Source organism: uncultured Cyclobacterium sp., assembly GCF_963976465.1.
In the GTDB taxonomy this organism is placed as follows: domain Bacteria; phylum Bacteroidota; class Bacteroidia; order Cytophagales; family Cyclobacteriaceae; genus Cyclobacterium.
The window spans coordinates 1-15,119 of sequence record NZ_CAXBOC010000067.1 but is presented as its reverse complement, the minus strand read 5'-3'; the positions used below and the strand labels follow the sequence as shown (position 1 = coordinate 15,119).

8 protein-coding genes and 1 pseudogene are annotated in these 15,119 nt (G+C 40.7%); 4 read left to right on the top strand and 5 right to left on the bottom strand.

What is annotated here, in order from left to right; genetic code table 11:
- From AAC037_RS05860 to AAC037_RS05845, 4 genes and pseudogenes are all read left to right on the top strand, one after another.
- Nucleotides 1–579, top strand: a pseudogene (locus AAC037_RS05860) (gfo/Idh/MocA family oxidoreductase); the annotation flags it as partial.
- Nucleotides 580–746: 167 nt separating this feature from the next.
- Nucleotides 747–1,787, top strand: coding sequence for a PmoA family protein (locus tag AAC037_RS05855; RefSeq protein ID WP_339902107.1), 1,041 nt, complete (start codon nt 747–749; stop codon nt 1,785–1,787).
- A 153-nt stretch (nt 1,788–1,940) separates the two neighbouring features.
- Entirely contained in the window at nt 1,941–2,819 is an 879-nt protein-coding gene (locus tag AAC037_RS05850) for a sugar phosphate isomerase/epimerase family protein (RefSeq protein ID WP_339902106.1), read from the top strand.
- A gap of 107 nt (nt 2,820–2,926) precedes the next feature.
- Nucleotides 2,927–4,249, top strand: a complete 1,323-nt coding sequence (locus AAC037_RS05845; RefSeq protein ID WP_339902105.1) for a hypothetical protein — start codon at nt 2,927–2,929, stop codon at nt 4,247–4,249.
- A 379-nt stretch (nt 4,250–4,628) separates the two neighbouring features.
- Here AAC037_RS05845 and AAC037_RS05840 read toward each other — a convergent pair whose 3' ends face one another.
- From AAC037_RS05840 to AAC037_RS05820, 5 genes are all read right to left on the bottom strand, one after another.
- Nucleotides 4,629–6,089: a neutral/alkaline non-lysosomal ceramidase N-terminal domain-containing protein gene (locus tag AAC037_RS05840; protein ID WP_339902104.1), complete on the bottom strand. Its 1,461-nt coding sequence runs from the start codon at nt 6,087–6,089 to the stop codon at nt 4,629–4,631.
- A 39-nt stretch (nt 6,090–6,128) separates the two neighbouring features.
- On the bottom strand, nt 6,129–7,619 hold the full coding sequence (locus AAC037_RS05835) for a neutral/alkaline non-lysosomal ceramidase N-terminal domain-containing protein (protein ID WP_339902103.1): 1,491 nt from the start codon (nt 7,617–7,619) through the stop codon (nt 6,129–6,131).
- Entirely contained in the window at nt 7,616–9,157 is a 1,542-nt protein-coding gene (locus AAC037_RS05830) for a N,N-dimethylformamidase beta subunit family domain-containing protein (RefSeq protein ID WP_339902102.1), read from the bottom strand. Before AAC037_RS05830 ends, AAC037_RS05835 begins: the two co-directional genes overlap by 4 nt.
- A gap of 56 nt (nt 9,158–9,213) precedes the next feature.
- On the bottom strand, nt 9,214–10,713 hold the full coding sequence (locus AAC037_RS05825) for a hypothetical protein (RefSeq protein ID WP_339902101.1): 1,500 nt from the start codon (nt 10,711–10,713) through the stop codon (nt 9,214–9,216).
- A 449-nt stretch (nt 10,714–11,162) separates the two neighbouring features.
- Nucleotides 11,163–15,056: a glycosyltransferase family 2 protein gene (locus AAC037_RS05820; RefSeq protein WP_339902100.1), complete on the bottom strand. Its 3,894-nt coding sequence runs from the start codon at nt 15,054–15,056 to the stop codon at nt 11,163–11,165.
- Between the last annotated feature and the right edge of the window lie 63 nt (nt 15,057–15,119).

Sequence of the window (15,119 nt, the reverse complement as noted above, 5' to 3'; positions counted from 1 at the left end):
CTTTGCATGTGGGGACTGGATGTAGGGCTACCTACTAAAATCACTTCTATGGGAGGAAAATTTCTATGGGACGATGCCAAAACCGTACCTGAGGTGTTGACATCTGTGTACAAATACCCTGATGAAAACAAAATCATTCAGTTTGAAGTAAGACCATGGTGCACCAATGCTGAAGATGGGGCGACTGTAGGTAATATTTTCTATGGGGATAAAGGATATTTGGTCGTTGATGGATATGACAAATACCAAACATTCCTTGGAAAAGATAGAACTCCAGGTAAATCAGGTAGTGATGGTGGCCAGGCGGCGTCAGGAATGGATCGTGGTGCCGGAGGAACAGATGGCCACTTTGCCAACTTTATCGAGGCAGTTCGTAAGCATGATGCTTCCATTCTTAATGGGCCGGTAGAAACAGCCCACCTGTCTTCAGGATTGGCTCACTTAGGAAATATAGCTTATCAATTGGACCGTGTATTAACATTCAATCCAAAATCTGAGACTTTTGTCAATGATGCGGAAGCAGATGCAATGCTCAGAAGGAATTACAGGCCAGGTTTTGAAGTTCCGGATAAGGTTTAAACCCGAAATATGCAATAGACCTTCTATTACATAATCCGGGTTAAGCAATCAATCATCAATAGATTGATTACCTAATTTTTGAAAAACCTGCCAGGAAAAATTATCCTGACAGGTTTTTCTTGTAAAGGGAATAAAAATAATATTTCAGATATAAACAAAGTTTTCAAATGAAATACATAGCATTAGTAATAATAATGGCGATGAGCAGCAATTTTCTTAGCTTCGGTCAACAAGACAAAGAACCCATTGAAATCGAAGTAAATGAATCAGAAAAGAAAGTAGATGTAATGGTGGACGGGGAGCTTTTCACCTCATATATCTACCCTGATAATGTGATGAAACCCGTTCTTTGGCCGGTAATTTCTCCGGACGGAAACATGCTGACTAGAAGTTACCCGATGATCAATAAAGAAGGGGACAGAACCGATCACCCTCACCACGTAGGTATCTGGTTAAATTATGGAGATGTAAACGGACTTGATTTCTGGAACAATTCAGAAGCAATTCCTGCTTCGAAAAAAGATGGCTATGGTGCTATAGCCCATCAGTCCATCAAAAAAGCAAAAGGTGGAAATGGAAAAGCAACTCTTGTCACCAATTCATTATGGAACGCACCGGACAACACTTCTTTGCTGGAAGAAAAAACCACTTTTACCTTCACAGCAGGTCAGGATATCCGAATCATTGACCGCACCACCACGCTAAAAGCACTGGTAGACGAGGTGAAATTCACGGATAATAAAGAAGGTATGTTTGCCATTAGAGTGGCCAGAGAGCTTGAATTGCCTTCAGAAAAACCTACTACCCTAATGGATTCACATGGAGTTGCCACCAAGGTAGACAAAATGGACAATACCTATGTGAAAGGAGACTATAAAAGTGCTGAAGGTATTACCGGAGGAGACGTTTGGGGAACCCGAGCAAGGTGGATGGAACTATCCAGTGAAGTTAAAGGCGAAGATGTTTCACTTATCATCATCGACCATCCTAAAAATCCGGGTTATCCTACTTACTGGCATGCCAGAGACTATGGTTTGTTTTCAGCCAATACCCTCGGTCAAAAAGCCCTTTCAGGTGGCAAAGATGAATTGAACTACTCTCTGAAAAAAGGAGAAAAAGCCACTTTCAAATACCGTTTGGTAGTTACTTCAGGACACCTTAGCGAAAGTGAAATCAATGCTTTAGCGGACGAGTACGCTAAAAAATAAATTTGCCTAAATAAATACTAACAGGTACCTCTCCCCTTCACAATCTTTATGGGGAGAGGAAATTTACCTACCTTCAATAACCTTAATTTTAGTCTTTGGTGTTAGTGTCTTACCCTAAGCTAAAATTCGAGTTCAACCCGAAAAATAATCAAAATGGACAATAACCAATCAAGGCGTAGCTTTATTCAAAAAAGCCTTGCTGCAGGTGTAGGACTTTCCTTTTTAGAACCAGCTGCAGTATTCGCCAAAAGACCCAAAATGAATCTTGGTCTGGTAACCTATCAATGGGGGAAAGACTGGGACCTCCCTACCCTACTGGCCAATTGTGAAGAAGCAGGCTTGCTGGGTGTGGAATTACGTACTGAACATGCACATGGTGTAGAAACAAGCCTTTCTGCTCAAGAGAGAAAAGAAGTAAAAAAGCGCTTTAAAGACAGCCCTGTAAAATGTCTAGGCTATGGATCAAATTACGCCTACCACTATACCGATCAAGCAAAGGTTCGGGAAAACATAGAAGGCACTAAGAAATACCTTCAACTGTGTAAAGACATTGGTGCCAGCGGAATCAAGGTGAAACCCAACGGATTGCCTGCAGAGGTTTCCAAAGAGAAAACTATTGCGCAAATCGCCCAATCCCTTAACGAAGTAGGAAAAACAGCCAGTGACCTGGGACAATTGGTTCGGGTGGAAGTTCATGGGAAATTAACCCAACAGTTGCCCAATATGAAAGCCATATTTGATCAGGTAACTGAAAAAAGTGTGAAAGTTTGCTGGAATTCCAATGACCAGGATTTAATGGCCCCGGGATTAGAAGCCAACTTCAACTCTGTTAAAAAATGGTTAGGTGATACCGTTCATATACGCGAGCTAAATGAGGGAAATTATCCTTATCAAGAATTGATGAAGTTATTTACAGATATGAATTACAAAGGATGGATTCTTTTGGAGGCACGCACATCCCCTGCCGATAGGGTTGCCGCCATGAAAGAACAACTTGAAATATTCAATACCATGCTGGCCAATGCCAAGTAATAAATAATACGAAACTCTGAAAGGTTTGTAGGTTAGAAGGTTAACATTTTTTGTTTATATTTAAGAGACAATAAACTGTTTCCCCAAAACAACTCCCCATTCATTTTATGAGTTATTTAATCAATATCCTAAAGAATATAGAAGGATCCTTTTTTTCAGAAAAAGGCCTTTTGTATTCTTTTTTTATTGCCTTTTACCTGGCGTCTTATTTACCTAGCCCGGCTCAATCAGATCCTTTTAATTTGAGCATTGAACAGCTAACCAGAGGCAAAAAGCATCATTTTTTTGGGTACATAGGCCAATGTCAAACCATCCCCTGGAATGAGTCAGGAAGGTATATTTTAGGGCTTGAGATTGAAACCATAGACCGGATGCCACTTCCCGAAGAATCGGCTACTGTATTCCTTATCGACACTCAAAACAGTAACAAACTCATCCGACTGGACAAATCCAACGCATGGAATCCACAACAGGGTACCATGTTTTATTGGAACCCTTTAGCACCCGAGACTCAGTTTTTCTTTAATGACCGCGACCTTACTACCGGAAAAGTATTTACAGTGCTGTATGATATCAATCAAAGGAAACGGATCAAAGAATACCGTTATGAAGACAACCCTATCGGAAATGGCGGGGTAGCTGCAGATGGCTCAGCTTGGCTCGGCTTGAATTATGGACGCTTGGCAAGACTTAGGCTTGTGACCGGCTATCCCGAAGCTTTGGATTGGTCCAAAGACGAATTGGCCCCGGAGAATGATGGGATATTTCTTGTGGATGTAAAAACCGGAAATAAGAAACTGTTGGTTTCCTACCGTCAAATGGAGAATAAAATAAAAGAAACCAATCCTAAACTTGACCATAGCGGCTTATTTATTAACCATACGCTATGGAATCGAGATGCCAATCGGATTTACTTTTTTATCAGGGCCGGATGGAGTGGCAATGGTAAAGAAAGAATCAATGTACCGGCCTCCATTCATGCAGATGGTACAGGGCTTCAACTCCATGAAACCCATATAGGTGGTCATCCGGAATGGGATCTGGGCAATGTATTAATAGGCATCAAATACAATGATGGGAAAGGCCCGGACGAGCAAATTCTTTACAATGTTGACAGCAAGGAAATCATAGGTAGCTTAGGAACTCCGGAAATGTTTCCCAAACCGGAGGGTGACATATCCCTTTCACCAAATGGTGATCTATTCGTCAATGGTTACAGTGAAGACAATAAAAACTACTATGCCGTATACCGCAGAGGCGATGGTGCCTTTGCCCGAAGTGAAGGAATCGACAAAGGACTTTACAGTGGTGATATTCGTATAGACCCTGCTCCACGTTGGAATCGAACCAGTGATGCCATTTTAGTACCCGGAATTGACAAAAATGGCACCCGACAAATGTTTTTAATTCGGCTAAAGGAGAAGAAGTGATACCTATCATAAAAAAAAATTCTCATAAATCAATCTTTAATAAATTCAAAAATCCCATATCTAATAAAATCTTCTTCAAAATCCGGGTTTAACAATTTTAGACAATCCTTTTGCAACTACCAATTTATCTGCACAGTAACCGGTTCCTGGGGAAAGAAGCAGTAGGTATGACGGATACGTTAACCTATGGCTTCGGCTCCGCTCAGCCGCCGGCAGTTTGGACTTCGTTCCACCACCGGAAAGAGTTACTGAAATAACAGCCTAAATCGATTTATCTTCAATTGAATATGCTCATAAAATCCCCCTGGCCCCCTTTATAGAAAGGGGGAGTTGGATGCTTCTGAATTAACTGCATTTAGATTGGTTTTTTGCGAAAGCTTCAGGAATGCCCTTTTTTGGTATCATTTACCACTTTATGCACACTTGCAGCAATCTTGTCTTCTACATCTCCTCGCCATCTCCAAGCCGGGTGACCATACTCATCCAAGTGTGGACCTCCTTCATATCCACCCTCTTCCCAAACACGTCGGGAAGGTATATACGCTGCCATATAATTGGCATAGCCACAAACCCAGGTTTTCTGAGGAAATTCCTTTTTAAACCTGAGAGAATAATCTACCACTGCCTCACCTCCAATACCAATCAACAAAAGTTCATCACCCATCTGCCAAGCTTGGGTTGGATAAGGGTAGCTAGTATCGAATATTTCTCCATTCTCAATCTTTGCTATCATTCGTTTTGCCCACCGGGCATGAAGTGGGCTCCTTCCATTGGCTATTGGCTCTAATTTTTCTAAGGTAACCAGTTCCTCAAAAGCCAGGTCCACATAATTGAAGGATGTTTTCAGGTTAGAAGAAATTTTTTCCATTGGTTTATTCAATGCTTCCTCAACGGAAGTGGAAAGCATCTTCCCATATTTTTCACACAGTGCCAACTCTCTTCTTGGCAAAGGATTCTGATCTCCTCCACAGGCATTGAAAAACATGGCTGCGGTGCCCGGAAATTTACTTTCCAAGTCAATCTGTGCAAAGCCGGGGTAGTCTCCACACCAAGTGTTGAAATCTAGTGTCGTCGGATGACAGGCATAACCGAAAAGCAGGGCTAAATAGTGACCTCCGGCACCTTTGGCAGCCAGAACAGGTACCTCATGATCCACCACTCCTTTTAAAGGTATTCCTTTGGCCAATAAGCCAGGTACTTCCGATTCCTTATTGTCTCTTCTGTTCACGGCAAAGGTGCAATTCCCTCCCCCGGCATATAATTCACAATCCTGCCAGTTATGAAGTGCTTCATCAATGGCAGCAATTAGCGCCTCTTCCATCCCTAAAGTATATTCTTTTACCGCTTGCTGCTGTTGTTCATCACTTGGGTAATAATCCACTAAATCATCCTCTAAGCAGGGGGCACAATGATTGTGTGAAAAGGTCAACATAAATTGAGAGCGTTCCAATTGAAATTGTTCCGCAGTTTTATTAAATATCCGTTCATAAACGGTCTTAGACATGCCCATATGATCAGTGGTTACCATCACCACTCTTTTGCCGGAAGCATCTTTCAAGGCAATTACCTTAGCCCATAAATCATGGATTTTTCCGTAGGCCACCCTTTTTCTACCATAACCTGCAAGCCAGACCTCATTTTGAGGTGTTATCAGTGCCTTGGCTATGCCAATTTGCCATTGGTATCCAACAGCTTTAGACAAGCCATTGTCAGCCCCCTGTTCAAGTAATGCTTCTCTATGCATTGACAAGACAGGTGATGACAATAAACCCAAAGTCCCTGTCGCTATTCTTCCAATAAACTTTCGCCTGTCGGGTATTAATTTGCTTTTATTTTGCATAGAAAACGCCTTTCATTTGGTCTTTTAGCCTGATAAGTATTATTGATGCTGGTGAATTTCCTGCAGCAATGCAATAGCAGTATCTGCCAGCACCTCTCCTCCCCCCGGAGCCAATCTTGAATTAATGGTCTCGTACCCTCCTCGGGAAAATGCCTCCTCTGTAGGCACATAAGCAATATGACTATGGGTCAATTCTACCACTATTGTGTGTTTATATGGGGAATTCTCCTTGATTGCCAAGCCTAAATCTACAAATACCTCTCCGGGAAGCCCTACGATAGCAATATCCTTACTCATTTGAAAAACCTGTATTTCCAATGGAATCTTCCAACCTTGATCTCCAATTGTCGGTGACACGGCTTCTGTTCGTCTCATTCTTTCAAGCGACCTGATTTTTAGTTTTCTTCTTCTTTCTAAAAATGCTTTTTCCACATACAAAGGCGAGGTACCTGTATCTTGAATGGCCCATTCCAGTTCCTCCATGGAGTAGTTTTGTATGGGAGCATAAATTACCCTGGACAAGGCCTTTAGGTCAGTTCCATTAACTTTTTCAAAGTTGTTCGCACTTTGTACAATGGTTGATGAAAGGATTTCACCAATTTCTGAGGAGGTTTTTATCGTTTCTCTAGTTCCCGTGACATCTATATGGTTGATATTGCCACAGGCACCTGCGGCAAAAAGCGAAACAAAATCTTTGTGAAAATGCCCTTGCAAATTACCGGCTAAAAAGCCCGGGTAATCTGCACTAAATGCGGTTCCACCAAAGGTATCGGCATGCAAAGAAAAATTTGACACACTTCCAATGGGGTATTTACTCTTCTTCCTTTTAAGCATCAGCACCGCCAATTCCTTATCTGTAGGACCTTCTGCTTCCCTAATCAATGGATTACCTATTCCTGCATTGGTAATTACCTTTCCATCTTTCATGATAAAACGCCTATTGAAGGCCAAATCATCCACTTCTTCACTAAGGACTTCTAAGACCACCTCTTCTTTTTCCTCAAAGGCTTTTACAACAGCCTTTGCAATGCCATCTTCAAGTTGTTGCGGATAACTGTCATCTTCGCCAGTGTTTTCTTTCTGATCGAATGGCGGCCTCAATGTTCCGGTTAATTCCCTAATATTGGGATGGTATGCCGGAGAGGTATGGGAATGCGTCCCTGCAATAATGATATTTTGGAAGGGTATTCCTGTTTGTTCTTCTATTCTTACTCTGGCATTTACTGATAAGTCCCTTTCAACCCACAACAAATCCCCTACTACTAGCGCTACCTTTTCATTGCCTTGCTGAAAAACGACTGCTTTCGCAAATAAGGGGTCGTGAGTACCTGTACTTGGCCCGCGGTAATGGGGATACCCCTCTTCATCTGGTGTGATTTCAATTTGCACCATCCCTGCTTTCAAAGCCGATTGGCGGGCAATTACTTCTGGTGCACGTGTTAATCCTAAAAGAATTATTCCGGCAAATATGCCAAACCTTACCAAAGGATTAATCCGAATATAATTTTTATCGCCCAGCTTTGCTGTCATGATTGAGGGATTATGGCTTTTTCTAAGAGATTATGGGTGATTTTTTGCACCCTTGGATCTGGTCCGTGGGGCCTGCTGTAATGAGACCAGGGCAAGGTATGTCCGGGAGGGCTACTCAATCCCATGGCCCAGAAGATGGTTGCTGCACTGAAAATAAAATTACCTTTTGACCCCGGATAAATGACCGACTGGAATGGACAAGGGTTATCACCTCCTTGCCAGGCAGTTCCTTCAGCAACTATCTCTAGTCCCTCAATATCAGCCGCATCCCCCTGGTACTCCCAACCAACAAGTCCGGGTATGCTGTCTCCTTTTTTCATTCCAGTACCTTTGAAGATCCAATGTTCCGGCTTTTTTACAGTCCAGTCTCCTCCACCATTGATAGGTTCTGTATTTCTTACGCCCATCAACATTCCTTCATCAGGTCCTCTTTCAGGAAAGGGGCCATGTAATTTTTCTCTCAAAACTGCATAATCATTATTGGCACCATAAGGTCCTCCTCTAAATATCCTACGATTAGGCTGACCTGCTTCGCTTGCCGTGTAAGGAGTCACCCAACAAATCGAGTTTCCGGAAAAAAACAAGAGATTCACCCCTTGTTCTTTAAGTTTTTCCACGCTTCTAAATTGCCGGATGTCCCAGTATTCATCATGGCCAATGCTTAAAAATGCCTTGGCTTTTAATCCTCTGTCAGGTGTCAATAAATCAACATTGGAACAATAACTCACATCATAACCATGCTGTTCCAAAAAATAGGAAAATGGCATTTCAAAGGAAATAAATTCTCCGGATCCAAAAGACAAGGGGTCATTTACTATGGCTTCATATTGCCCTTGTCGAGCATAGGGTCGGTCAAAACTAACTTTTGCCCATGGCCCTTGTGTGCCTTTCGGGTGGGTATAAATGGAATAATTATTCGGCCATTTGTTATAAGCTTGCCAGGTATTGTCTGAGCATTGAAACAATAGGTCTGTCTCTCGCTCATCCTTTACAATAAAGATAATATAACTCTCCCAATAAGGTTCACGAGGACTTTTAGGTAAAGTGCGTAACTTTCCCAAATACACCCCACTCAGCCAATCCTCTGGAATCGTTAAAGTAGTGGAAACCTCCCATTTACATTCATGAATATTCATTTCACCGGGTTCGGGAGTAACCTGTCGCTTACCTTTAAGAGGGCCTGTCTTTTTCACCCATCTGCCTCCGGTACCATTGTAATAGCCGGTACGGTAAAAGTCAATCTGGAAATCCTCTTCCGGATCAACTGACACCATGATGTCCAAACTTTCTCCCGCCATTATACTTTGTCTGGAGCAATACCCTTCAATAAGTGCAGAACGGTATTGTTTTTCGTCGGGCCTTACTCTGGTCAACTGCCAGGAAGTGGTGCCTTCCTTTTTATTTTCTTCCAGTATAAGGTTTTTCTTTTTATTAGAAGGCTTGGAAAAAGCGGGTGTTGTACCTAAAGCCAAAGCAAGTCCACTGCCGGCACTTAATTTTATCGCCTCCCTTCTGCTGAGTTTATTTTCCTTCGCCATTTTTAGAAATTGATGGTTTATTTTGTATACCAATCTTCATAAAAAACTTCAGGTGGTTACCTGGAAGTAACCGAAGAGGATTTTAACTTGTCTAATAGACCCAATAAATTCGATGTTATTACATTTGAAGCATTTACCTCCAAATAACTGGACCGGGCCCTCCAGGTCTCATATCCTCCCCATTCATGGTGTTGAGGGGTAGGCAAATAACCATTGTATCCATTGGCCAGGGAAACACTAAAGGTTTGTTTAAATGGACTTTTGGCTTTTATTTCCAAACCTATTTCCACAAAAACCTCGCATGGAACAGCAGTTATCGCCAAATCTCCAATTTGAAGTGCTTGAAGAATCAGTTGCTTTTGATCCGGAAAGTCATTTAGAAAAATAGTTTCTCTTGCATAAAGCTCATCTCTTTTAAGAAGAAGGGGGCCTTCTGCTTCAGCTACGATTTTTTTCGCCCTTTCCAGTTCAGCTTCATCCGGTTTTCTTACACCTAGTATGACCTCTGTTTGTGCACTGGCCAATGGTACCCAATCATGAAATGTTATGCTTTGGTATACTTTGAAAGCCTCTGCCGCTACTTTATTTGCAACGATTGCCATTTTCTCATATTTTTTCATGGGCTTCGGTACTGGGCCCCCAAAGTTTATATTATTGATGTCTCCACTGGTTCCATTGGTCATAATCCCAACAAATTCAGGGTTTTGGCGATCTGCACCTATCATTTCTCCAATTCGATTGGCAAACATCCCAAAATAATCAGCAGAAATATCTCCACTTTTTGTGCCACCAACATAGTGCAAGGAATAGTTAGCAAGTAGGGCAATGGGCTCACCACTTAATGATTGAACAGCAATAATAGGCACTTCAGGATCAATTGGACCTGCAGGCCCTGAAAGATCCGGATTTTCAAAACCAGGATTCATTCTTACTTTATCTTTTCCCCCAAAAGGATTGGTAAAAGTTTTGCCTTCTTTTAATTTCCATCGTCGGTTAAACACCTCAGTCGGTTCGCTTCCTACACCCCAACCAATTTTGGCCGGTTCCAGGTTATTATTGGCCCTAATGATAGCATCTGCAGCCCGTTCTTCCAAAAAGGCCAAATAGTCCGGATCGGGTGTACTGCCAAACACCGCACAAGCAGTACCTCCGGAATGGGTATGAATGGCCGAAATCATCATGTTTTCAACTGGAATGCCGGTGTATTGTTCGGCTCTTTTTTTGGCATTGTCCACGGTTTCTCTATAAACCATACAAAGGTCCAAGGTAACCATCGCTATTTTCGTTTCTCCATCATCCAAAACCAACCCCCTGGCATGGGTATCGTCATGAATATGCTGGGCAAAACCTTCTTGAAAATTTCCATTAATCGAAGTGCCGATTTTAGGTGTAATTACACTTAGTGCTGCTCCTGCTTTAAAAATTTTTTCTGAGTTTTGGTCCTGAGCGGTAAGGTTCCCTAGCCCTGCAATGACAAGAACTAAGGTGAGGAGTAAGTACAGGTAAGTTTCAGGCTTTGACTTCAAATCCCAATCGGCAAGGTTCTTTATAATCATGTTTTTGGATGTTTGCGGTTTCGTGCGATTTATAATGTTAAAGGATAAAGCATTATTTACCTAAAATAAACAGATTTAGGTAAAAAAGTGAATTCTTTTACTTTTTAGGCTTCAATATTATATTAATGCAAGGTTTACGGGATAGTCAGTAAAATTGAATGGCTATGGATAGGGTTTGCCTTATTTTATTCAAATAAAAACAAGTAATACACCTTCAATTAACCGTATATTTCAAGTAAAAACCCTCAAGTTTCTTCTTGTTTTCAGGCTGACCAAATAATAAGATTTGAACTAATACAACTAAAGATTCAATCGATCTGGTATTTGGTCATATAAGTATCCATTTCGACCCCTATTGTATCATCTGACCTAGGTGCAAGAACTTAAAAAAATTACAGAATGCCTATTGAAAAAAAGGGCAATGGGATTACCCAATGCCCTTTACGAAGTCAATAATTTACGGCTACCAATGGTCTTGAAGCGGTAATGACATTTCCATGTTCATCATAGGCATACAGGTAAACTCTGGATTTATTTTTTGGCATTTCAATTTCTACGTACTGGAAAGCTTCTTTCTCATCGAGCACAGGATCGTAGTTTTTCCATGTTTCATCTTCATAGACTTTCCATTCATACCTCAATTTCCCAGGATAATCATTTAAAGTAGCTGCACTTAACCATATTTTTTCTCCAGCTTTTAAATTTTGCCATTGTCCAACGATATATAAATCAGGAAAAGCATTTTCAGGAATACCTTCCTTTTTCCAGGCACTGCTTAAAAAGTGGTAGGAAGGCTTTAAGTTTCCATTAAAATCTGTAATTCCAAACCAGGTTGCTGTTCCTTCAAACCTGTCCTGCCAGCTAAAGGCAAAACCACCGAGATTTTTACCTTTATTGCCCTCGATATGGGTCTCCCATTGGTATTGATAAGATTGTCCTTTAACTTTCGATGAAAGTTCTATGAGCAGGGTATCGTTTCTAAAATCTCCCAATTCTTTATTCCAATAACCTTTTGGGCCAAACTCAGTCACTACATAAGGGCTTTCCGGATAATATTTTTGAAATATTTCACCCAATTGGCTGATATTGTCTTCATAATAAGAGTTCACTCCTATGGCATCTATAGAAGGCGCATAATGTTTAAAGTCGTGAATAGCAGCCAACAATCTAACATTATCATGCTCTTCTGAAGAAAAAACAGGGCGATTTGGATCTATTTCATGAATTTCAACTGCCAGATTTTCCAAGAAGGAGATATACTTTCTTCGGACGATGGTCAAATACGGCTCTCCATAATATTTCTTAAGTAGGCCCCATGTCTCATTGCCAATATTCCAGGCTATAATATTTTTCTGACCCTTATTTTTCCTGACATTTTTTAATACCTTTTCCTTGTAATCCGCTAAAGTACTGTGGTCACTGAAATAATCAGTTTTTGGATCAAACCAAAAACCATACATAATTTTTAATTCATGGGCATTTGCTTCCTTGAATATATTCCTATCATAAATACTGGGCTCATACCTTCTTATGGTATTTGCTCCCGAGGCCTTAATTTTGTTAAAATCTTCTTGAACCTGTTTTCTTGAAAGAGGTTTAAACCCTTCCTCCCAGTCATGACCGTTATTGTAACAAATTCCTTTCATATAAAAAGGTTCTCCCGAGATATTCATGACAAAACCTCCTTTATCCTTACCAATCCCTACTCTTTTCTCAGAAGCAAGTTGAACTTTTGATGAAAATCCACCAGATAAATCAATAGGATCAAAATTTTGGAGTTCGGATGCCACGCTTTCGAGATCAAAAGTCCAGTCTATATTTGAAGCTTTTGCATCAGGTCTCCAATGAGTAATCCAATTCTTGTCCCTGTCACTATAAAACATCACCAATGCATTAATCTCGGCGTAATCTTCCCGAATCTGCGGAAGTGATTCATTTACCCAACCTGCTGCATTGTTACTATAGTTTGTGGCGCCAAATTCTGCCAGCATTACAGGAAGTTCCAATTGATGTTGCTTTATTTCCTTTCTGAAAGGAAGGTAAATCTCTTTAAAAGTAAGACTTTTATGATGGATAGCTGCTGAATCATAATTCAAAGCTGTCAAACCTATCCAATCCACAAGTTCAGTAATGCTACTATCTTTGCCATAAGGAAAATAACTTGAGACAGCATCTGGCGACCAGGGATTAAATACCCAGGTAACATTCTGAACACCAATGGATTCAAATTTATAATGGATATATTCCCAGGCTTCCTTAAATTCTTCCGGGGTATTTTCGCCAGTTGCTGACCAGGGGTACATAGGGTTATCCATTTCATGGGCAAACCGAAGAAAAACCGGAGCATCAAGCGCCTTAAGTGCATATGCCATGGAATGGATATAATCATCAAACTCCCCCTCCGTAATGTGTTTAAACACCTTTTTATTTTCTTTTAATTCAGGAACTTCCTCTTGATTTTCAAATAGATTGGTCCAGGGTTCCCAAGTAATCATGGGAATATGGCCCTCCTGAATTATCGCATCCCATTGATCCACAGGCAAGGACTCATCTGACCAAGATAGGTAAGTTGAGACAATGGCCATTTTAGCACCGGTTTTTTGTTCAACTGAATGGATTAGTGCTGTATCCGAGTTATCATCAAATGAAGGGAGAAATATACCGAGGTAAAACCCTCCTCTTTCTTTGTCTAATTCAGAGGTAATTACTTTATCAAAAAGATCCAATTTAAAGTTGGCTGCATTTAACAACAGAAAAAGGCTAAAAAAGGCAGGCAAAACTATAGCTACCGGGAAAGAAAAGGTACTCAGCTTAACATAAGTAAGCTCTGCTTTTCTAAGGACAAATATATTTTTAAAATCATACCAAAGGTATCTTGATTTTCTCACTATGTCAGATTGCCCCATAAAAAAGGCAAAAGAAAAAGAAAAGCCATTGACAAGGGCAAATCCAGCCATGAGAAAACTGTAGGGCTGCCAATCCCTATTCAGCCCATAAAATGCGGCAGAAAAGGAAAGTAATGCGATAACCAGATTAGGTAAACCCAAAACAAAATCTCCCTTTGATGAGTGTTCTTTTGGGGTAGGAATATAAGGTACTTTAACATTGATTAAGGTATAAATAAATCCAGTGAGGTAAATCCACCAGGTTCCGAGCCGAAGGAAGCCACCCATCAAATGAATTCCCTTTTCTTCAGCGTCATGCAACCATTTCTGGGCATCATAGCGCTGGTAAAGGCCAACTATTAAAAAAGGTGTAAAAATAGCAAAAAACACAACCGGATTTAATTCCCATGGGTAATCACCAGAAATCAATGAATAAATAGGTACTCCTACATCCACCAGGCCTATCAAGCCCGAAAGAAAATACAAGGGAACCAGAGAATAATGAATTTTTTGTCTTAAAGTAAATTTTGAGAATAAACCTGGGACCACATTAAATAAAAGATCAAAAGTGCCTCTACTCCATTTAAGTTGTTGCTGATAAAATGCACCGAGACTATTCGGAACTAAACCCAAAGACAAAACCTTAGGCACATAAACAGATGTCCAACCTTTGGCATGTAAAAGCATTGAAGTATGCATATCCTCAGTTAATCCTGCCGCATGCCCTCCAATTGAGTCCAGAGCCACTCTTCTGAAGGTACAATTGGCACCTATAGCCTGTGCTGTTCCATATTCACTCATAGCCTCCATATATGGCCCATAGAATAGGTAGGTTTGCTCTGCAGCTCCTTGAGCGACCAGTGAATCAGCTTGATTTTTATAGGCCTGTACAACCTGAGCATAGCCCACCTTAGGATCATCAAACGCACCAACCACATAATCCAAAAAGTCAGGAAAAGGAACATGGTCTGGGTCAAGAATTACACATAACTCACCCTTGGCAGACTTTAAAGCATTGTTAATATTTCCGGCTTTTGCATTTTCATGAGTTTCTCTGGTAATATGGATTACGCCCAATTTATTGCAAAGTGCCTTAAGCTTAGGGTCATTACCCTCATCACAAAGGTAATTGGTATGTGGGTACCTTACCGACACCATGCCCTTAAGCGTTGCTTCAATCATCTCAAAAGGCTCACCAGGACATGCAGTTGTTAACATATCAACAGTATAAGTCTTTTTACCAGCATATTTCTCAGGCTTTCCCTTGGTTTTGAGGGTTGAAAAATGATACCATTCAAAAAAGATTTTTATTAGCTTAAAAAGTAGCGAAATACCAAGCAGTGCATACAACACCGGATGGCCAACACCCACATATTTAAAAAATCCAACCATAAAAATGACAAAAGTGCTTAAAAACAAAAAATTCAACACCTTTCTTTTTAAAACTGCTGCTTTCATAATTTATCTTTTATCTCAATTAATATTAAAACCAGTATTAAAAAAATGCCTATCATAAACATC